Origin of the sequence: Actinomadura sp. NAK00032 (assembly GCF_013364275.1) — a bacterium.
Lineage (GTDB): Bacteria > Actinomycetota > Actinomycetes > Streptosporangiales > Streptosporangiaceae > Spirillospora.
The window spans coordinates 9,019,100-9,037,881 of record NZ_CP054932.1 but is presented as its reverse complement, the minus strand read 5'-3'; the positions used below and the strand labels follow the sequence as shown (position 1 = coordinate 9,037,881).

21 protein-coding genes and 1 pseudogene are annotated in these 18,782 nt (G+C 70.7%); 12 read left to right on the top strand and 10 right to left on the bottom strand.

Annotation, left to right across the window (positions count from 1 at the left end; translation table 11 throughout):
- The first annotated feature begins 1 nt into the window (after position 1).
- Positions 2-1,096, top strand: coding sequence for an NAD(P)-dependent alcohol dehydrogenase (locus HUT06_RS41700; protein WP_176200730.1), 1,095 nt, complete (start codon positions 2-4; stop codon positions 1,094-1,096).
- A gap of 50 nt (positions 1,097-1,146) precedes the next feature.
- Here HUT06_RS41700 and HUT06_RS41695 read toward each other — a convergent pair whose 3' ends face one another.
- Positions 1,147-2,055, bottom strand: a complete 909-nt coding sequence (locus tag HUT06_RS41695; protein WP_176200729.1) for a D-isomer specific 2-hydroxyacid dehydrogenase family protein — start codon at positions 2,053-2,055, stop codon at positions 1,147-1,149.
- A gap of 115 nt (positions 2,056-2,170) precedes the next feature.
- On the opposite strand from HUT06_RS41695, the gene HUT06_RS41690 reads away from it, so the two are divergent.
- The gene (locus HUT06_RS41690) at positions 2,171-3,166 is read left to right on the top strand and encodes a nitronate monooxygenase (RefSeq protein WP_176200728.1); all 996 of its coding nucleotides are present in this window, start codon (positions 2,171-2,173) and stop codon (positions 3,164-3,166) included.
- A 73-nt stretch (positions 3,167-3,239) separates the two neighbouring features.
- Here HUT06_RS41690 and HUT06_RS41685 read toward each other — a convergent pair whose 3' ends face one another.
- Positions 3,240-3,599: a helix-turn-helix domain-containing protein gene (locus tag HUT06_RS41685; protein WP_217711657.1), complete on the bottom strand. Its 360-nt coding sequence runs from the start codon at positions 3,597-3,599 to the stop codon at positions 3,240-3,242.
- Between the two features lie 55 nt (positions 3,600-3,654).
- On the opposite strand from HUT06_RS41685, the gene HUT06_RS41680 reads away from it, so the two are divergent.
- Positions 3,655-4,044 (top strand): DUF4440 domain-containing protein, encoded by a 390-nt coding sequence (locus HUT06_RS41680; RefSeq protein ID WP_176200726.1) that lies wholly within the window; start codon positions 3,655-3,657, stop codon positions 4,042-4,044.
- A 99-nt stretch (positions 4,045-4,143) separates the two neighbouring features.
- The gene (locus HUT06_RS41675) at positions 4,144-5,040 is read left to right on the top strand and encodes an SDR family oxidoreductase (protein ID WP_254715668.1); all 897 of its coding nucleotides are present in this window, start codon (positions 4,144-4,146) and stop codon (positions 5,038-5,040) included.
- Between the two features lie 84 nt (positions 5,041-5,124).
- Here HUT06_RS41675 and HUT06_RS41670 read toward each other — a convergent pair whose 3' ends face one another.
- Entirely contained in the window at positions 5,125-5,448 is a 324-nt protein-coding gene (locus HUT06_RS41670; protein ID WP_176200724.1) for a hypothetical protein, read from the bottom strand.
- A 332-nt stretch (positions 5,449-5,780) separates the two neighbouring features.
- Between HUT06_RS41670 and HUT06_RS41665 the strand changes: the two genes are divergently transcribed.
- Complete coding sequence (locus tag HUT06_RS41665; protein ID WP_176200723.1) at positions 5,781-7,241, top strand: MFS transporter; 1,461 nt, start codon at positions 5,781-5,783, stop codon at positions 7,239-7,241.
- Positions 7,242-7,266: 25 nt separating this feature from the next.
- Positions 7,267-7,674 (top strand): PPOX class F420-dependent oxidoreductase, encoded by a 408-nt coding sequence (locus tag HUT06_RS41660; RefSeq protein WP_176200722.1) that lies wholly within the window; start codon positions 7,267-7,269, stop codon positions 7,672-7,674.
- A 193-nt stretch (positions 7,675-7,867) separates the two neighbouring features.
- Here the strand turns inward: HUT06_RS41660 and HUT06_RS41655 are convergent, their stop codons facing one another.
- Positions 7,868-8,290, bottom strand: coding sequence for a MarR family winged helix-turn-helix transcriptional regulator (locus HUT06_RS41655; RefSeq protein ID WP_217711656.1), 423 nt, complete (start codon positions 8,288-8,290; stop codon positions 7,868-7,870).
- A 93-nt stretch (positions 8,291-8,383) separates the two neighbouring features.
- Positions 8,384-9,037, bottom strand: a complete 654-nt coding sequence (locus HUT06_RS41650) for a TetR/AcrR family transcriptional regulator (protein ID WP_176200720.1) — start codon at positions 9,035-9,037, stop codon at positions 8,384-8,386.
- 116 nt (positions 9,038-9,153) lie between these two features.
- Between HUT06_RS41650 and HUT06_RS41645 the strand changes: the two genes are divergently transcribed.
- Positions 9,154-10,488, top strand: a complete 1,335-nt coding sequence (locus HUT06_RS41645) for a cytochrome P450 (protein ID WP_176200719.1) — start codon at positions 9,154-9,156, stop codon at positions 10,486-10,488.
- 52 nt (positions 10,489-10,540) lie between these two features.
- A complete protein-coding gene (locus HUT06_RS41640; protein ID WP_176200718.1) occupies positions 10,541-12,478 on the top strand; it encodes a WD40 repeat domain-containing serine/threonine protein kinase in 1,938 nt (645 codons plus the stop codon).
- A 271-nt stretch (positions 12,479-12,749) separates the two neighbouring features.
- Here HUT06_RS41640 and HUT06_RS41635 read toward each other — a convergent pair whose 3' ends face one another.
- Entirely contained in the window at positions 12,750-12,926 is a 177-nt protein-coding gene (locus HUT06_RS41635) for a hypothetical protein (protein ID WP_176200717.1), read from the bottom strand.
- Positions 12,927-12,969: 43 nt separating this feature from the next.
- Between HUT06_RS41635 and HUT06_RS41630 the strand changes: the two genes are divergently transcribed.
- Both HUT06_RS41630 and HUT06_RS41625 read left to right on the top strand, forming a co-directional pair.
- The gene (locus HUT06_RS41630) at positions 12,970-13,191 is read left to right on the top strand and encodes a hypothetical protein (RefSeq protein WP_176200716.1); all 222 of its coding nucleotides are present in this window, start codon (positions 12,970-12,972) and stop codon (positions 13,189-13,191) included.
- 77 nt (positions 13,192-13,268) lie between these two features.
- Complete coding sequence (locus HUT06_RS41625) at positions 13,269-14,165, top strand: hypothetical protein (RefSeq protein ID WP_176200715.1); 897 nt, start codon at positions 13,269-13,271, stop codon at positions 14,163-14,165.
- A gap of 178 nt (positions 14,166-14,343) precedes the next feature.
- On the opposite strand, the gene HUT06_RS45055 is transcribed toward HUT06_RS41625, so the two are convergent.
- The 4 genes and pseudogenes from HUT06_RS45055 to HUT06_RS41610 form a co-directional block, all read right to left on the bottom strand.
- Entirely contained in the window at positions 14,344-14,460 is a 117-nt protein-coding gene (locus tag HUT06_RS45055; RefSeq protein WP_254715853.1) for a hypothetical protein, read from the bottom strand.
- Positions 14,461-14,833: 373 nt separating this feature from the next.
- Positions 14,834-14,920 (bottom strand): annotated as a pseudogene (locus HUT06_RS45460) (glutamate racemase); the annotation flags it as partial.
- A gap of 572 nt (positions 14,921-15,492) precedes the next feature.
- The gene (locus tag HUT06_RS41615) at positions 15,493-16,365 is read right to left on the bottom strand and encodes an NmrA/HSCARG family protein (protein ID WP_176200714.1); all 873 of its coding nucleotides are present in this window, start codon (positions 16,363-16,365) and stop codon (positions 15,493-15,495) included.
- Between the two features lie 281 nt (positions 16,366-16,646).
- Entirely contained in the window at positions 16,647-17,243 is a 597-nt protein-coding gene (locus HUT06_RS41610) for a TetR/AcrR family transcriptional regulator (protein WP_176200713.1), read from the bottom strand.
- Positions 17,244-17,351: 108 nt separating this feature from the next.
- Here HUT06_RS41610 and HUT06_RS41605 point away from each other — a divergent pair, with 108 nt between their 5' ends.
- On the top strand, positions 17,352-18,086 hold the full coding sequence (locus tag HUT06_RS41605) for an SDR family NAD(P)-dependent oxidoreductase (protein WP_176200712.1): 735 nt from the start codon (positions 17,352-17,354) through the stop codon (positions 18,084-18,086).
- Positions 18,087-18,146: 60 nt separating this feature from the next.
- Positions 18,147-18,770: an NADPH-dependent F420 reductase gene (locus HUT06_RS41600; protein ID WP_176200711.1), complete on the top strand. Its 624-nt coding sequence runs from the start codon at positions 18,147-18,149 to the stop codon at positions 18,768-18,770.
- Positions 18,771-18,782 lie beyond the last annotated feature (12 nt).

Below are 18,782 nucleotides of genomic sequence, written 5' to 3'. Positions count from 1 at the left end.
GGTGCAGATCAACGCCGCGGTGCTGCGCGCCGCAGACGCCCCGTACACGATCGAGTCGCTCGACCTCGCCGACCCCGGGCCCGGCGAGGTGCTCGTCAAGATCGCGGGCGCCGGGATGTGCCACACCGACATGCTCGGACGGGTGCCGGGCGACCTGGTCGCGAAGCCGGTCGTGCTCGGCCACGAGGGGTCGGGCGTGGTCGAGGCGGTCGGGCCCGGCGTCACCGGCCTCGCCCCCGGCGACCACGTGGTCATGTCGTTCGACTCGTGCGGGACGTGCGACACCTGCCGCACCGCGCGCCCCGGCGCGTGCCCGCAGATGATGGCGCTCAACATGCTCGCGGTGCCGCTGGACGGCGTGCCGCGCGCCACGGCCGGCGACGGCGAGGCCGTCCACACCCGCTGGTTCGAGCAGTCGTCGTTCGCGAGCCACGCGCTCGGGACCGTCCGCAACGTCGTGCCGGTCACCGCCGACGCGCCGCTCGAACGGCTCGGGCCGCTCGGCTGCGGCGTGCAGACCGGCGCGGGCTCGGTGCTGATCTCCCTCGGCGTCCGCGCCGGCGACAGCATCGCGATCTTCGGCGCGGGCGCGGTCGGGCTGTCCGCCGTGATGGCCGCGCGGGTCGCGGGCGCGACCACGATCGTCGCCGTCGACCTGCACGAGTCCCGGCTCGACCTGGCCCGCGAGCTGGGCGCCACGCACGTGCTGAACGGGGCGGACGCCGACATCGCCGGACAGATCCGGGCGATCTCCGGCGGCGAGGGCGTCCGGTACTCGTTCGACACCACCGCCGTCCCCGAGGTGGTGTCGACGGCGGTCGCGTCGCTGTGCACCACCGGCGTCTGCGGCCTCGTCGGCGTCGGCGCCGCCGAGTACCGGCTGGACGCGAACCTCCTGCTCATGGGCCGGACGGTCAAGGGCATCATCGAGGGCGACGCCGTCCCGCACACGTTCATCCCGACGCTGATCGAGCTGTGGCGGCAGGGCCGGTTCCCGTTCGACCGCCTCATCACGACCTACCCGCTCGACCAGATCAACCAGGCCGAGGGCGACACGACGTCCGGGAAGGTCGTCAAGCCGGTCCTGATCCCCTAGCCGGGCGTCAGAAAGAGGGCCGGCCACCGGTCCGAAGCGCTCGACCGCGCCTAGACGACGCGGTGGAGGAGGGCGTCGCCGCGTATGAGCCGTCGGCAGTTCTCCGCGGCGACGGTGAAGTAGCGGTCCCAGGTCTCACGGGTCAGCCAGGCGACGTGCGGCATGACGACGACGTTGTCCAGGGCGAGGAGCGGGTTGGACGCGTCCGCCGGCTCCTGCTCGAAGACGTCGAGTCCGGCGCCGCCGAGCCGGCCCGATGCCAGCGCGTCCACCAGGGCAGCTTCGTCGATGACCGCGCCGCGCGCCGTGTTCACGACGATCGCGCCGCCCGGCAGCAGCGCGAGCCGCCCGGCGTCGAGCAGGTGGTGGGTCTCGTCGGTCAGCGGCACGTGCACCGACACGATGTCGCTCGCGCGCAGCAGGTCGTCCAGCTCCCGCCAGGCAAGGTCGTCGCGGCGCGGCCGCCGCGACGTGTAGAGGACGCGCGCGCCGATCGCCTCCAGCATGCCGCGCAGCAGCGTCGCGATCTCGCCGCCGCCGAGCAGGCCGACCGTCCGTCCGGCCAGTTCCCCGCCGACCAGCGCCCGGTCGGCGGGCCAGCCCGCGCCGCGCCGCGTCCGCGCGTCGAACGCCACGACCCGGCGCAGCGCCGCCAGCATCAGCAGCAGGGACGTCTCCGCGACGGCCTGCGCGTTCTGCCCCGGCATGTTCGCGACCGCGATCCCGCGCTCCTTCGCCGCGTCCAGGTCGATCGTGTTGACCCCGGTGCCGAGCTTCTGGACCAGCCGCAGCTTCGGCGCCCGGTCCATGTCGGCGGCCGTGAGCGGACGCAGCACGTGCCAGACGACCTCGGCGTCCGGCAGCAGCTCCGCGAACCGCGCGTCGTCCTGCTCGGAGCAGCTCACGATGTCGAGACCGGGCTCGGCGTGGTCCATGTCGTAGTGCAGCAGCACCCGCATGCCGCCCCCCTTCCGTCCTTCGGGGAACCCCGGGTCGGCGCCGGGTCTTCCCCCCGGATTATCGTGCGGATCATGGGGAGGAGTCCCACCGAACCGCGCGAGACGAGGTAACGCCATGTGGACGGACGTCCCCATCATCCAGGCGCCGATGGCGGGCGGCCCGTCGACGCCCGCCCTCGCCGCCGCCGTCTCGGACGCGGGCGGCCTCGGCTTCCTCGCCGCCGGCTACAAGACCCCCGAGGCCATGCGCGCCGACATCGCCGCGACCCGGGAGCTGACCTCGCGCCCGTTCGGGATGAACCTGTTCATGCCGTCGCTGGACGAGATCGAGCCCGCCGAAGTCGCCGCCTACCGCGACCGCCTCGCGCCCGAGGCCGACCGCCTCGGCGTCGCCCCCGGCACCCCGGGCGCCCGCGACGACGCCTACGAGGCCAAGGTCGCCGACCTGCTGTCCGACCCGCCGCCGTTCGTCAGCTTCACGTTCGGCTGCCCGTCCCCGGACGTCATCGCGGCGTTCCAGGCCAAGGGCGTGACCGTGATCGTCACCGTGACGTCGGTGGACGAGGCGCGCCAGGCGTCCGCCGCCGACGCCCTCTGCCTCCAGGGATCCGAGGCGGGCGGGCACCGGGGGTCGTTCACGAACACCTCCGACGAGCCGCTGCCGCTGCGCGTCCTGCTGCACTCCGTCCGCGCGATGACCTCGCAGCCCCTCATCGCGGCCGGCGGCCTCGCCTCGGCCTTGGACATCGCCGAGATCCTCTCCCTGGGCGCCGTCGCCGCCCAACTGGGCACGGCGTTCGTCCGCTGCCCGGAGAGCGGCGCCAGTGCCGTCCACAAGGCCGCCCTGACCGACCCGCGCTTCACCTCCACCGCACTGACCCGCGCCTTCAGCGGCCGCCTCGCCCGGGGCCTGGTCAACCGCTTCCTCACCGACCATTCACCGCACGCACCGGCCGCCTACCCGGACGTCCACTACGTGACCTCACCCCTGCGCAAGGCGTCCGCCGCACAAGGCGACCCGGACGGCGTCAACCTCTGGGCGGGCGAGTCCTTCCACAAAACAACCGAAACCCCCGCCGCCGACCTAGTACGTGCCCTAACCCCCCGCTAATGCCGGACTTGGGACGGCCGTCACGCCCACACCGAGAGCGACAAGATCTCGGTCGCGCCGCGGCGTGGGGCTCCTAGAGGTCGTTGCCCCAGTCCCAGAGGGCTTGGAGGACTGGGCCGAGGCGGTGGCCGTGCGGGGTGAGGGCGTATTGCGTCCGGGGCGGCCATCCCGCTTGGCGGCGTCGTTCCACCACTCCGCACTGGACGAGATGCGCCAGGCGGTCGGCCAGCACCTTGTCCGACAGCACGGGCAGGGCCTGCCGCAGTTCGGTGAACGACCGGTCTTCGCGCAGCAGTTCGCGGACGACCAGCGTCATCCAGCGTCCGCGCAGCACGTCGAGCGTGATCTCCACCGGGCATGAGGGGGTCGGCTCGGCCACGGCGGCGCGCGGATCGTCGGGCAGGCCCGGGTGGCCAACCGTTTGGTGAGTCACGAAAGCGCCTCCTAGCGTTGCCGCGTTCCTGCCCTGTCTACCCGAAGGACACCGCATGCCGCGCCTTGCCGACCGTCCCGAAGACGTCCCGCACGTGTTCGCCGAACGCTTCAACTCCGGTGACCCGTCAGCGGTCGCGGAAATGTACGCCGAAGGGGCGGTCTTCGTCCCCGTTCCGGGCACGCCGCTGACGGGCGATGACGCCCAGGCCGCCAATGCCGAATTCATGTCGCTGGGCGTGCCGATCGCCGTCGTCCCACGCCATGTCCACACGGCGGGCGACCTGTCGCTCCTCATCGTCGACTGGGTGATCGAAGGCCACGACCGAGACGGGAACTCCGTCCGCATCGAAGGCACCGCCACCGACGTGGCCCGCCGCTGCCCGGACGGCCACTGGCGCTACATCATCGACAACCCCTTCGGCACCGCCCCGGCCCCGGCCTGACGGGCGTCCTGTTTGGCGAATGGCCTCAGGGGTAGCCGACCACAGGCAGTGACGGACTTTTCGACCCTTCCGACGCAGACGCCCAGGGGGTTGCAGAACGTGCAGGACAACTCGAAGCCGCAAGTTCTCTCGGAGCCGGCGCCGCCCTACCCCAAGCAGCGGCAGCGGCCGCCCGGCAGCGAGCAGGACGCCGAGCTGAAGCCCCGCTACCAGGCGGAGCGCTACCGCGCGGCGGACAAGCTGCGCGGCAAGGTCGCGCTGATCACGGGCGGAGACTCGGGCATCGGACGCGCGGTGGCGGTGCTCTACGCCCGCGAGGGCGCGGACGTCGCCATCGTGTACCTGCCGGAGGAGCAGCCGGACGCGGAGGAGACCCGCCGCGCCGTGGAGGCCGAAGGGCGGAGGTGCCTGCTGCTGCCCGGCGACCTGGCGGAGGCGTCGTTCTGCCGCGACGCCGTCGAGCGGACGGTGCGGGACCTGGGCGACCTGAACATCCTGGTGCAGAACGCGGCGCACCTGAACAGCCAACTGGACCTGTCGCAGCTCTCCTACGAGGACTGGGACCGCTCCTTCAAGGTGAACGTGTACTCCTACTTCCATCTCGTGCAGGCCGCGCGCCCGCATCTGAAGGCGGGCGACTCCATCATCGCGACCGCCTCGGAGGAGGCCCTCAAGGGCAGCGACACAATGATCGACTACGCGGCGAGCAAGGCGGCCCTCGTCAACTTCACCAAGTCGATCGCCTTCCATCTGGCCAAGGACGGCATCCGCGCGAACGTGGTGGCCCCGGGCCCGACCTGGACGGTGCTCAACATCGCCGACCCGAACATGCCGGAGGACGGGCTCGCGAACCTCGGCAGCGAGGGCCCGATGGGACGCGTCGCGCAGCCGGAGGAGATGGCGCCGGCGTACGTGTACCTGGCGTCCGACGCCGACTCCAGCTACACGGTGGGCGAGATCCTCGCCGTCACCGGCGGGCTGACCACCACGCGCTGATCCCCGGTCAGGCGCGTCGCTCCCGGGGCTCGGCGGTGGTCCAGTTCCAGTTGGCGATCGTGGTGCGCATCGCCAGCCCCCGGGTCACTCGCCCGCTTCGCCTTCCCGGATCCGCGCCCTCCCTCTGCGCCGTTCACGCCATGCGAGAGGAACCAAGAAGATCCACAACCCGGCACTGAAGGCCAAGGAGGAGTGGCCCGAGCCCATCAGCGCCGACATGGCGACGAGACCGAGCGACCATGCGAGCGGACGCAGCAGGACCGGACGGTCTGCTTGATCCCACCCCCGCGTCCGAGCATGCCGCCGAATGTAGATCTCGGCGAGCACGCCCACGCCCACCTGGGCGCACGCCCACACGACGAACCAGGCCGACCAGAAGAGCAGTTCGCCGCGAACGGCGCTGGCCACGGAAACGAGTAGGACGGCCAAGAGCGCCAACAGCCGTCTGCCGGGGTTCTGCCTCACCCACCACCTCCAGGACGCTCGTCCGAAGCGTCCACCGTCCGACAGCTCCCTACATGAAAGCGCGAGCACGGACGCTTGAACACGGGGTTCTTCGGCGGTCGCGATGTCCGAGCGCGGCATGGCGGCCGGCGCGTCCGGACGTGCCGGCTGCGGGCATCCGCATCCTCGTTGACTGCCGTTCGCACTAGGAACTAAAGTACTTCGTACTACATACATTCCGTATCGCGAACAATGGAGGGCCCCATGAACGAGCGCGTGACCCCCGGCGGCTCTCAGTGAGCGCCGCGGGGCCGGACGGCGCCGCACCTGCCGAGGCGAACGGGGGCAAGACCCTGGCCGCCCTGGTCGTGGCGGTGTTCGTGTATGCGCTGATGCAGACCGTGGTGGTCCCGGCGCTGAAGGTGCTGGAGACGGGCCTGCACACCACGTCCGCCGCGGCGGCCTGGATTCTCACCGCGTTCCTGCTGTCCAGCGCGGTGCTGACGCCGGTGCTGGGACGCCTAGGCGACCAGTACGGCAAGCGCCGGGTGATCCTGGCGGTGCTGGCGGTCTACACGGTCGGGATGGCGGGCGCGGTCGCGTCGCAGAACATCGGCCAGCTCATCGCCGCCCGCGTCTTGCAGGGCGCGGCGCTGGCGGTGGTGCCGCTGTCGATGGCGATCCTGCGGGAGGCGCTGCCGGTCCGGCGGCTGCCTTTCGCGATGGGGCTGGTGTCCGGCGTCGTCGGCGCCGGGGCGGGCGCCGGGCTGATCGTCGGCGGGCTGCTGGCCGACCATCTGTCGTGGCGCTGGCTGTTCGTCCTCGGGACCGTCCTCGCGCTGGTCAGCCTGGTGCTGGCGGCGCTGTGGGTGCCCGCCGACCGGCGCACGGCACCGGGCGGGATCGACATGCCGGGCACCGTGCTGCTGGGCGGAAGCCTGGTGGCGATCCTGCTCGCGCTGGCCAAGGGGCCATCGTGGGGCTGGTCATCCGGACGGGTGCTGGGGCTCCTGGCCATCGGCGTGGTGCTGTTCGTCGCGCTCGTCGCGGTGGAGCGGAGCAGGCGCGACGCGCTCATCGACGTCGCCGAGCTGGCCGACCGGCCGATGCTGATGACGCATATGGCGGCGTTCCTGTTCGGCGCCGGCTCCTACTTCTTCTACCTGGCGCTGCCGCTGTACGCGCAGCAGCGTCCCGCCGGAACGGGCGTCGGGTTCGGCGCCTCCGTCACCGAGGCCGGCCTGCTGATGCTGGCGGGCGCGCTGGCCGTGATCCCCGCCGGGATGGCGGTCGGACGGCTCGCGACGGCGCTCGGTCCCCGCTGGCCGATGGCGGGCGGGTTCACGCTCATCACCGCCGCGTCGGTGCTGTTCGCTCTCGCCCACGACCACAAGTGGCAGCACGCGGTGTTCTACGCCGTCGTCGGGGTCGGAACCGGCCTGGTCATCGGCGTGCTGCCCAAGCTGATCGCCGACATCGTGCCGCTGGAGCGCACCGGCACCGCCAACGGCCTGAACAACATCGCCCGCACCGTGGGCAGCGCCGTCGGCACCGCGCTGGCCGCCGCCGTGATCGCCTCGGCGAACGCCCCGCGCGGCGCGACGCCCGACTCCACCTACACCACGCTGTTCTGGCTCGCGGCCGCCGCCGGCGCACTCGGTGTGGTGGCCGCCTTCCTCGCCGTGCGCCGCCGCGTCGCCGCCGACGCCCCGGCCGCGGGCGCCGCCCGTCCGCAGCAGCCGCAGACCGCCAAGTGAGACCGACCACCGAGTGAGACAGAGCATGAGCGTCTTCAGCACGGCCGAACTCGCCTACCTGCGCGACGGAGACCCGCGCCGGCTCGGGCGGCTCGCCACGGTCGGGGCGGACGGCGTCCCGCACGTGGTGCCCCTGGGCTGGTCCCTCGATCCGAGCGCGACCTTCATCGAGATCGGGGGCCGCGGCCTCGTCCGGTCCAAGAAGTTCCGCGACGTGGCCGCGACCGGCCGCGCGGCCCTGGTCATCGACGACGTGCTGCCGCCGTGGCGGCCGCGCGGAGTCGAGATCCGAGGCCGCGCGGAGGCCGTCCCCGGCCCGGCGGCGCACATCCGCCTGATCCCCGAGCGCGTCATCAGCTGGGGGCTCCACGACGGCCCGACCATCGAGGCCACCTACCGGTCCCGCGACGTGGCCGGGGGCGGACATGCCTGACTACGGGCACCGCCTGCGCTTCGCCGCCACCATCGTCCCGACCGCCCATGGCTCGGGGCGGAGACGGCCCCGGCCGTCCGGAAACTGGTCGAGGTCGAACGCCGAGCCTTACCGGCAACGCCGTGCCTGACCAGTAATGCCGTGCCTGACCGGCAACGCCGTGCCTGACCGGCTCACGGGCGTCGAGCGGGTCTCACGTCACGGCGGCCGGCCGGACGAAGCCCTGCTCGGCCAGGATCAGCGCGACCGCTGACGCCAGCCGGTCGCGGTCGTCGCGCTCCAGCCGTTCCACCATCGAGTCCAGCCGTGCGACGACATCGTCGTGCGCCCGGCCGGCGAGCCCCGCGCCGTCTTCGGTCAACGCGACGCGCCAGGCCCGCCGGTCGGCCGGATCGGCCACCCGGGCGACCAGTCCGCGCTTCTCCACCCGGTCCACCAGGCCGGTCATGCTGGACCGCTCCAGATGCATCAACCGGCTCAGATCGGTCATCCCGAGCGGCTCGTCCAGCAGCATGCACACCAGCTGCAAATGCTGCGAGGTGAGGCCGTGGTCCCGGGCGACGTCGGCGAACACGTGCTGCACCAGATGCGACAGCCGGACCAGCGCGTCGGCCATCCCCAGCCCACCGGGCCCCGGAATCGTCATCACCCACCTCCCGCCGGAAGTCTAAACGCCACCCCTCGCAAGCCCCTGGAGAGTGGAGCGGTCTCAGTGGAGGCGGTTGTGCAGGGGAGTGGCCAGTTCGGTGGTGCTCAGGACGAGGGCCACGGTGTAGTCGATCAGATGGTCGCGGCCGATGCCGAGGTCTCCGCGGAACCAGGTGGTGAACAGGTCCCACAGGCCGGCCGTGAGCGTCAGGCCGGTCATCTCCAGGTCGATGTCGGGCAGCAGGACCTGGTCCAGGGTCGCGTGGGTCTCGGCGGCGAAGATCGCGGCCAGCGTCCGGACGATCTCGATGCGGCGCCGCTGGAGCAGCGGCGAGGCGGGGAACGCGTGGGTGAGGATGTGGGCGCGGCGCGGGTCGCCGGTCAGGAAGTCGAGGACGGCGGTCACCGCGGCGCGGGTGCGGGCCTGCGGCTGCCGGGGCGCCCGGTGGGCGGCCGAGAGGATCACGTCCGTGCCCAGGGCGACCTGGTCGTCGACGACCGCGAGGAGCAGGGCGTCCCGATCCGGGAAGCTCTCGTAGAAGTAGCGGTCGTTGAGCCCGGCCTCCGCGCACACCTTCCGGACGGTCGTGGCGGCCAGCCCCTCGGTGCCGAGCAGTTCCAGCCCGGCCGCCAGCAGCGCGGCGCGGCGGCGGGCGCGGCGCTGGTCGGCGGGCACGCCGCCGTACGGGCGCGCGGGTGCGGGCTCGGAGGTCACAGCCCAGATTGTGCCCCATCCCTTGACTTCACCCGCAGATCTGGGGACGCTGAACACCAGATATCTGGTGTGACGCTTCACCAGAATCGCGGACGAGACCGGGAGCGTGAGGTCCGATGGCCACCGAGACCCCCCGAAAGCTGACGCCGGGGGACATCGACCTGAGCGACCTGCGCTTCTGGACCCGCCCCCTCGACGAGCGGGCGGCGGCGTTCGCGGTGCTGCGCGCCCAGCCGAAGCCGGTGTTCCTCGTCCTGCCGAAGCTGCCCTTCCTCCCGCAGAGCCCGGGATCCTGGGCGCTGACCCACCATGCCGAGGTGACGGAGGCCAGTCGCCACCCCGAGGTGTTCAGCAGCGAGCCCAGCGCCACCAGCCCGGCCGACATGCCCCGCTGGATGGACAAGTACTTCAACTCGATGATCGACATGGACGACCCGCGGCACGCCAAGATCCGCCGGATCGTGTCCCGGGCGTTCACCCCGAAGATGCTCGCCAAGGCCGAGGACGACATCGCGCGCCGCGCCGCCCGGATCGTGGACGAGCTGATCGAGGCGGGCGGCGGCGACTTCGTGTCCCGGTGCGCGGCGCGGCTGCCGGTCGAGGTCATCTGCGACATGCTCGGCATCCCCGTCGAGCACCACCGCCGGGTCGTCGAGTGGACGAACGTCATCGTCGGCTACAGCGACCCCGAGTACGTCGGCGCCACCTTCGACTACGGCGGCGGCAAGGCGAAGATCGGCCGACTGGCCACGATGCGCATGCTGGGCACCGTGGCGTCGGCGGGCTGGCGGCTGCACCGGCTGGCGTTCAAGCTCGGACGGCAGCGCCGGGCCACGCCCACCGACGACCTGACCTCGGCGCTCGTCAACGCCAACGTCGACGGCGAGCGGCTCAGCCCACGCGAGTTCGCCGCCTTCTTCCTACTGCTCGTCGTCGCCGGCAACGAGACCACGCGCAACGCGATCGCGCACGGCCTGAAGCTGTTCACCGAGCACCCCGACCAGCGCGAACTTCTCCTCGCGGACTTCGACGGACGCATCGGCGGCGCCATCGAGGAGATCGTCCGCTACAGCAGCCCCGTCATCTTCATGCGCCGCAACCTCACCCGCGACTACGAGATGAACGGCCACACCTACCGCAAGGGCGAGCGGGTGACGCTGTTCTACTGGTCCGCCAACCGCGACGAGGCCGTCTTCACCGACCCGGACCGCTTCGACATCCTGCGCTCACCGAACCCGCACGTCGGCTTCGGCGGCCCCGGCCCGCACTTCTGCCTCGGCGCCAACCTGGCCCGCCGCGAGATCACCGTGATGTTCCGCGAGCTGTTCACACGCCTGCCCGACATCGCCGCCGGCGACCCCGACCGCCTGATGTCCGGCTTCATCAACGGCTACAAGCGCCTCCCGTGCACCTTCACCCCGCCCGCCGCCCGTCCCCGCACCCCCGCGTGACGGCCGCCGCGAGACGCTACCGGGCACGGGCCGGTGTGACTAATGTGCCACTGTGACGCAGGACGTGGGAAAGGTCGTGCTCGGCCGGTACCGGCTGCTCGAGGTACTGGGCGAGGGCGGAATGGGCGCCGTCTGGCGCGCGCACGACGAACGCATGCGCCGGGACGTGGCGCTCAAACAGCTCAAACTCCCCCTGGGCCTGGCGGCCGGGGAGCGCGAGCAACTCGTCGCGCGCATGGAGCGGGAGGCGCGCTCCGTCGGAATGCTCAAGCACCCCGGCGTCATCACCGTCCACGACCAGTTCCACGACGACGACGGCCTGCCCTGGATCGTCATGGAACTGGTCCGGGGCCGCTCCCTCGCCGATCTCCTCCGCGACCACGGCCCGCTGGACGAGGCGGAGACCGCCCGCATCGGCGCGCAGATCGCCGAGGCGCTGGCAGTCGCGCACCAGGCGGGGATCGTGCACCGCGACATCAAGCCCGCCAACATCCTCCTGGAGGGACGGCGGGTCGTGGTGTCCGACTTCGGGCTCGCGGTCGTCCCCGGCGAGACCACCCTCACCGCCACGGGCGCGCTGCTGGGCACCCCCGCCTATCTGTCCCCTGAACAGGTCAACGACCGGGAGGCGACCGCCGCCTCCGACATGTGGTCCCTGGGCGCCACGCTGTACGCCGCCGTCGAGGGCCGTCCCGCGTTCACCGGCGGCTCCATGGCGGCGCTGCTGCTGGCCATCTCCCGGGGCGACCCGGCTCCCGTCCAGCGTGCCCGGCGGCTGGCGCCGATCCTGCGCGACCTAATGCGCCTCGACCCCCGGCACCGTCCCACCGCGCAGGCCGCCGCAGCCACCCTCGCAGCCCTCGCCGGAGCGGCCCCCGCCGCACCTGCCGCCACGGAACCGGCCCTGCCGGCCCCGGACCTCGCCGTCCCACCGCTCCCGCAACTCTCCCGCCGCACCTATCTCGTCACCGCGGGCATCGCGGCCCTCGCCTTGGCCGTCCCCGTCGGCTACGCCGCGACCCAGGAGAACGGGTCAGGACGCCCCCGCAAATCACCTTCCCCCACCGCACCGTTCCTCATCGGACAACCGCTGGCCGGCCACACCCTCTCCGTCAACGCAGTGGCGTTCAGCCCGGACGGCAGAATCCTCGCCTCCGCAAGCGACGACCGCACAGTTCGGTTGTGGGACGTCGCCACCCGCACACCCCTCGGCGCACCCCTCACCGGCCACGAGAAAGACGTCACATCCCTGGCGTTCAGCCCCGACGGCAAGACCCTGGCCACCGGCAGCCGGGACACGACCGTGCGCGTGTGGGACGTGGCCACCCGCAAACCCATCGGCAAACCCCTCACCGAACACGAGGACCCGGTCAGGGGGGTGGCCTTCAGCCCTGACGGCAAACTGCTGGCCACCGCGGACGTGGGCAGCCTCCTGCTGTGGAACGCGTCCACCCGCAGACCCATCGGCGGCCCCCTCGAACAACGCGGCACCTTCGACACGATCGCGTTCAGCCCGCACGGCAGGACGCTGGCGGGAGACGCCTACGACGTGGTGTTGTGGGACGTATCAGGCCGCAAGCCCCGCGCCCGCGCCATCAAAGGCGACACCACCGGCGTCCTAGCGGTGGCGTTCAGCCCGGACGGCAAGCTGCTGGCCGGTGCCGGCGAGAAAAAGCAGGACGACGTGCGCCTGTGGGACGTGGCCGCCCGAACCCAGCTCCCCCAGTCCTTCGTCAACCACACGGAAGACGTCAACGCGGTGGTGTTCAGCCCGGACGGCAAGACCCTGGCCACCGGCAGCTCAGACCAGACAGTGCAGCTATGGGACGTGGCCACCGGCAAACCCCAGGGCGACCGCATCGGCGGCGACGAGGGCACCATCCGCTCGGTGGCCTTCAGCCCTGACGGCAAAGCCCTAGCCACCGCAGGCTCCGACAACGCCGTACGCCTATGGCACCTCCCACCCACCCCCCACCAAACCCCCGCCTAAAACCACCGTCAGAGGCCAACGCCCTGCAACACCAACCAGCGCAACAGAGCGCTGAACGCGAGGCGGCAGACAGCGCTGTGTCAGCCGCGAGCGCAGCCTCCCCGACTTCCGTAAGTGGCCCTGCCTCTCTGCTCCGGGGACGAAGCAGAGAGGCAGGGCCGGCGGTGACGGGGGACGGCCCGAACTCCCCAGCCAGGGCCGTGCCGACGTCACCGCCGGAAGCGAAGGACGACCCCGAGGCCCTCCCCGCAGGTCGTCCCTTCGCTGGTTTTCAGGTGCGGTCGATGACGGCGAAGACGACCTTGCTGACGTTGCCGGCCAGGGCGCGGATGCCCCAGCAGCGGGCGTACTGGTCGAGCCGATGAACAGGCCCCGTCCCGTCTCGCTGGACGAGTCGGCCGCCAGCATCTGCGGAAGCCCGCAGGCCGCGTCCTGGACCTCCATCCACAGCGCGTCGTCCTTGGTGCGGCCTCGACCTGGCAAGGCGCCGAATGGGTACGGTCGGCCAGTGGAGCTGCCGGTTCGTCCCCAAGACCGAACAGGACTGCCAGGGCGCCGACAACCGCAGGTTCCACGAGCGGAACCGGCTGTGGCGCAACTCCACCGGCAAGGTCACCGACACCACGGGGCGTCCGCAGGGCTCCTACTGGGTGTGGGTGTCCAACGCGCCCACCACACCACCGACCTTCACCCAGTGCCAGAACCATATGTGACGACAACCCGCTATCCCGACCGGCGGGCACGTACTCCGTCGGCCGGCCATGCACCGAGGGAAATACGATCTCCGAACATGAACGACCTCTATCCGATGGAAGTCAGCCTCAAGGACCGTCATCGCCTAGTCGGTCAACTGGACAACAGCAGCCAGTCCCTGCGTGAGGGCGGCGACCCGGCCGAAGCCGACGAATACAGTGCGATCTTCTACGAGCTGTGGGAGCACACCAGCCACCGCACCATCGAATTACCCGAGGAAACCACCGTCACGGTGGCGCTGACGCCCGATCACTGGTTTCTGCTCGCCGAACTTCTCGACGTGTCGGCCTTCCAACGCGCCGGCCTAGACCCCCAGGACGCAACGCTCGCCCGGAGCCTTCGTGACCGCATCCGCGAAGGGCTCGGCGACCACCTGCCCGCGCCCCCGCAGCCTTCAGCGCCGCAACATCACACCACCAGCGTCCACATCGACGAACTGGGCTGCTATGCACTGTTCGCCGCACCAGGCACCGATCACCCTTTCCCGGTCAGCGCATACCGCCTCGACGACAACGCCTGGCTGGACGAAGGCAACGGGCTCGCCATCCGCTCCCACATCCTCACCGGCACCCGCAACGGCGCCGTCGACCTCACCGCCGAACTCCTGGACGGCCCCCCACCACTGGAGACCGACCCCTGGGACGACATCGCCGAATACTCCTGGCCGTTCCACACCATCGATGTCCCCGGCCCCCCGCCCACGACGGGCACACTCCGGGCTGCCGCCCCCGGACACCAGGCCGTCACCCTGATCGAGTTCGACCGGGTCTGGCCGTCCACGTGCATGTACCGAACCCGGGTAAGCGTCCAAGGCCGCGACGCCGGTACCGACGAACAGCACCTGGTCCAACTGTGGCGCGCGCCATCAGCACCCGAAAAGCTGATCAAAGCAACCGACCTGACCGGCCACCGCCGCCGCGCCGGCAAACCATAGGCAAGCAGCAAGACCGGATATCCGGCGGCCTCGGCAGCCACCGATGGCGCGACGTCCGGCCGGGTGGGCGGCGCGACCTCGCGCGACACGGACGACACGGGCGATGCACCTTCGGCGGACGGAGGCGACGTGGCCGCGTCGAGGTGGGCGGGTGCCATGGGACGCGTCGGGTTCATGGTCATGTCGCCCGGCCCGGGTCCCACAGCGTGGGGGCACAACTCGGCCCGCTCGGCGTCCTGCCGGACTTCTTGTCGGCGAAGACTTGCGTGCACCCGGCCGTCTCCACTGCGTGCATCTGCCGGTTCAGCCGCTGCGCTCCGGTCGACACCCGCGCGTACTTGATCAACGTGCCGGTCAGCGCGGGCTCGACGGCCAGGGGTCGTCTTCGAGAGAGCCGTCCAGGAGCGGGCCGGCGGGGAGTTGGGCCATGACGAGCGGAGGAATGAGAATCCGCGCTAACGGTCGTCCCGGTGGTGTCGATACCACAACTTCTCGTTCGGATGCGTGTCGAGCCGCCGCTCACCGACTGTCATCGGCGCGGTCGTCCGGCTCGGCATGACGTCCAGAGGCGACCGTAGCCGCCCGTCCCCGGGATTCGGGCTCGGTTCCAGACGGCTCCCTGCGCCAACAGGGGGCCGTCGCCGTTTCCGGTGGGGCCCTGCAAGCCGTGAAACCAGTGTGACCCCGTTTCCAGCGACATCCGAGATGACACCCGTCAAAAGGGGGTAACACGTGCAGCCGAGGATGAGCGCGTCAGTCATCAGCGCCCCGCGCGCAGGACGAACGACCCGCCGACCTGGTCTCCGGCCGGTGGCGCCGGGGCCGGACTGCTCGTCGAGCCAGGCGCGCAGGACGTACGGCAGGAGCATGTCGATGAGCGGCGTCAAGTTCGCGTCGGAGCCGACGCGGGGTGTGCGGAGTCCTCGTCCACGAGGTCGACGGTGGCGCGGAGCGAGCGGTGCTGCCCGACCGGGCGGTCGCAGCGTCCGAGTGCGAGTTTCGCCCCGAACTCGCGCCGCTGGACAAGGTGACGATTCGCGGTCGAGCCGCCCGGCCCGCGACATTCCATGCCCGGGCGCTGGCGACCAGCCACCGCGCCAACGGCGATCACCGGGACGACGCCGGTGATGGTCGACTCGGCCTGACTCGGGGACAGTGCGGTGTCCCGGTTCCGGCGCGACGTCCTCGGTCAGCCCGGTCCTCTCCTGCCGGCACCGGGTGACGAACGTACTTCCGGTTCATTTCCGCGCGATGAACCGGAAGCACGCCGGTGGCGTCTGAGCACGCCGTTGAACGAGGCCGGAGAATTGATCAGTGCGCGTCCTGGTCAGCCTGCCAGGGCCTTGTCCCAGTCCACGGACTTGGCCCAGTCGGCGTAGCTGTGCCAGCGCACGGCGGGGTATTTGGCGCGCAGGCCATCGATGTCGATGAAATCGGTGTTGTTCTCGAAGTTCTCGAACATGGTGGCCACCTCCTCGCCGGCCCACTTCCGCACCATGTCCATTGGCATTTGCTGATAGGGGATCTCCCGGCCGAGTACGTCGCTGAGAATCCGGGCCGCCTCCTGCCCGGTGACGCGGTCGGAGGCGATGTCGATCCGCTCCCCGATGAATTCGCCGGGATTCTCGACCGCGTGCACGGCCAGTCCGGCGATGTCCAGGACGGTGACCTGGTCGAGCGGTTTGCCGGGGGTCAGCGGGTTGGCGAGCATGCCCTCGCCGAGTCGGCTGAAGCCTAGGTTGAGCGCGTTCTCCATGAAGTACACCGGGCCGAGCACCGTCGCGCGCACCGGTCGCTCGCGCAGGTACGCCTCGATGATCTGCTTGCTGTCGGCGTGGTCGACGCTGGTGGCCTCCATCCGGTCACCGCCCCGCACGGAGGAGTACACCAGGTGGGCGTCGAGGCGCCCGACGGTGTCGACGAGCAGCCGCCCCTGCGCGACCTCTTCGTCCTTGCCGCCCTCGCCGAACGGTACCGACAGGCCGAAGACGGCCTCGGCGCCCGCGCAGGCCCGCTGGAGCGCCTCGGGGTCGGCGAGGTCGCCCACGGCCAGCCGCGCTCCCTGGGCCGACAGCTTCTTCGCGGCCGGTGACTCCTCCGAGCGGACGTAGGCCACGACCTCATGACCGCGTTCCAGGAGCAGGTGTGTGACCGCTCCGCCCTGCCGGCCGGTGGCACCGATGACGACGGTTTTCGTCATGACAGATTTCTCCCATTGGCGTAGCGATCTGGAAAGGGTGTTGCCTTCGACGAGTCTGTAACCTCAACTGCGGTCGAGGTCAACACCGACCTATTTTCGCGGCCGCCAACGCAACCTGAACGATGTGGGTGAAGAAGGTGAGCCGCTCTGCCTTTGGCGATTTGGGACCGGCAAGTCACATCTGCTCTCGCGCCGGGCAGTGAAATGCTCGTCCGCGAGCCGGTCCAGGCTTCGCCCACCTGGCATAAGGCATTTCGGGACCTGCCGGGCGACTGGAGTCTTCAGTCAGTGTCGTTGCGGAGGGCGTTGTCGATGAGGACGGCGGCGATGGCGGCGGCGGTGGGGAAGGACTCGGCGTTGAGGACCCGGGTGCGGGCCGAGGCGCCGTCGAGGAGCAGCGCCAGTTGTTCGCCGAGCTGTTCGGGGTCGCTGGCGCCGGCTTCGCGGGCCGTTTCGGTGAGCCGCGCGGCGATGGCGAGCTTGTACTCGCGTGCGTATTCGGACGCCGGGTGCTCAGGGTCGTGGATCTCGACGGTCGCCGCGATGTAGGGGCACAGGGGCGTGAGCTCGTCCGGGCCGGACGCGGGCACCTCGAAGGCGGCGAGGAGTCGTTCGCGGGGTGTGAGGTCGGTCCGGTCGAACACCGCGGCCATGAGGCCGGGATCGAACCGGCGCAGGTATTCGGCGACCAGTTCGTCCTTGCCGGTGAAGTGCTGGTAGGCCGTGCGCTTCGAGACCTGGGCCACTGCGCAGAGTTCGTTCATGCCGGTGCGGTTGATGCCCTGGCTGCGAAACAGCTGCTGTGACGCGCTGAGGATGCGCTCGCGCGCGCCCCTGCCTCGGCGCAGGCCCTGCGGGCCCTTCTCCACCTTCGTCATACCTTCATTCTACCCCGGTCGGTACCGATCGGTGTACATAGCTTGCGCCGCCTGCCGGCCGTCAGCTACGTTACGTACACAGATCGGTTTACAAAGGAGCGAGTGGGCATGGGAAAGCTCGATGGCAAGGTGGCGGTGATCACGGGCGCGTCGACCGGCCTGGCGCTGGCCGGCGCGAAGTTGTTCGTTGAGGAGGGGGCACATGTCTTCATCACCGGCCGGCGGCAGGAGGCGCTGGACGAGGCGGTGAAGGTGATCGGCCGGAACGTGACGGCCGTGCGGGGTGACGCGGCCGACCTGGCCGACCTGGACCGCCTGTACGAGACGGTCGAGCGGGAGAAGGGCTCGATCGACGTGCTGTGGGCGAGTGCCGGGATGGGGGAGCCGGGCAGGCTCGGTGAGATCACCGAGGAGCAGTTCCACCGCACGTTCTCGCTGAACGCGCGCGGCACGTTGTTCACGGTGCAGAAGGCGCTGCCGCTGTTCAACGACGGTGGCTCGATCTTCATGACCGGGTCGAACGCTTCGATGAAGGGCTACCCCGGGTGGAGCGTGTACTCCGGGAGCAAGGCCGTGCAGCAGGCGTGGGCCCGGGTGTGGCTGAACGAGCTCAGGGACCGGCGGATCCGGGTGAACGTGCTCACCCCGGGCCAGGTCGCCACGGCCAAGCAGGAGGAGCTGTTCGACGAGGAGACCAAGAAGCAGTTCGAGTCCCTGATCCCGCGGGGCGAGATGGGCCGTCCCGAGGAGATCGCCACGGTCGCGCTGTTCCTCGCCTCGGACGACTCGAGCTACGTGAACGGGCTGGAACTGACCACCGACGGCGGCACCACGGTGATTTGAGAGAACCACCGGCACACGCCGCACACCCGAGTTCTAGAGACCAAGGAAGAGAGCACACTCATGAGCAGCATCAGCATCATCGGCACCGGGAACATGGCCCGGACGATCGGCGCGCTGGCGGTGGCCGGCGGCAACACCGTCGAGGTCATGGGCCGCGATCACGCCAAGGCCGCCGACCTGGCCGAGGCTCTCGGCGGCGGCGCCACGACGGGAGAGTGGGGTGCCGTCCCGGCGGGCGACATCGTCGTCGTGGCCCTGCTGGCCGACAATGTCGTTCCGGTCGTCGCCCACTACGGGGACGCCCTCGCGGGCAAGGTCATCATCGACATCAGCAACCCGTTCAATGCCACGGGCGACGGTCTTACCCACCGCGAGGTCACCTCGATCGCGCAGGAAGCCGCCAAGGTGGCCCCCGCCAGTGCCAGCGTGGTGAAGGGCTTCAACACCATCTTCCGTCACGTCCTGGAGCAGGGGCGGCCCGACGTCTTCATCGCCGGCGACGACGCGCAGGCCAAGGCGAACGTGGAGGTGTTCATCAAGAGCCTCGGCCTGCGCCCGATGGACGTCGGCGGCCTGGAGATGGCGCACTGGCTGGAAGGAGCGGGTGTGCTCACCATGGGCCTCGCACGCCACGGTGTGGGGGGCTGGAACTTCGCCCTCGGCGTCACGGAATTCCCCGCTTGAGCCCTACCGCAT

Bases quoted from the DNA above. Each gene is read 5' to 3' on its own strand.
- HUT06_RS41695 (WP_176200729.1), bottom strand. From the start codon at position 2,055: ATGCGGGTGCTGCTGCACTACGACATGGACCACGCCGAGCCCGGTCTC.
- HUT06_RS41610 (WP_176200713.1), bottom strand. From the start codon at position 17,243: ATGACGAAGGTGGAGAAGGGCCCGCAGGGCCTGCGCCGAGGCAGGGGC.
- HUT06_RS41615 (WP_176200714.1), bottom strand. From the start codon at position 16,365: ATGACGAAAACCGTCGTCATCGGTGCCACCGGCCGGCAGGGCGGAGCG.
- HUT06_RS41605 (WP_176200712.1), top strand. From the start codon at position 17,352: ATGGGAAAGCTCGATGGCAAGGTGGCGGTGATCACGGGCGCGTCGACC.
- HUT06_RS41625 (WP_176200715.1), top strand. From the start codon at position 13,269: ATGAACGACCTCTATCCGATGGAAGTCAGCCTCAAGGACCGTCATCGC.
- HUT06_RS41600 (WP_176200711.1), top strand. From the start codon at position 18,147: ATGAGCAGCATCAGCATCATCGGCACCGGGAACATGGCCCGGACGATC.
- HUT06_RS41680 (WP_176200726.1), top strand. From the start codon at position 3,655: ATGCCGCGCCTTGCCGACCGTCCCGAAGACGTCCCGCACGTGTTCGCC.
- HUT06_RS45055 (WP_254715853.1), bottom strand. From the start codon at position 14,460: ATGCACGCAGTGGAGACGGCCGGGTGCACGCAAGTCTTCGCCGACAAG.
- HUT06_RS41645 (WP_176200719.1), top strand. From the start codon at position 9,154: ATGGCCACCGAGACCCCCCGAAAGCTGACGCCGGGGGACATCGACCTG.
- HUT06_RS41660 (WP_176200722.1), top strand. From the start codon at position 7,267: ATGAGCGTCTTCAGCACGGCCGAACTCGCCTACCTGCGCGACGGAGAC.
- HUT06_RS41690 (WP_176200728.1), top strand. From the start codon at position 2,171: ATGTGGACGGACGTCCCCATCATCCAGGCGCCGATGGCGGGCGGCCCG.
- HUT06_RS41655 (WP_217711656.1), bottom strand. From the start codon at position 8,290: ATGGCCGACGCGCTGGTCCGGCTGTCGCATCTGGTGCAGCACGTGTTC.
- HUT06_RS41630 (WP_176200716.1), top strand. From the start codon at position 12,970: ATGGGTACGGTCGGCCAGTGGAGCTGCCGGTTCGTCCCCAAGACCGAA.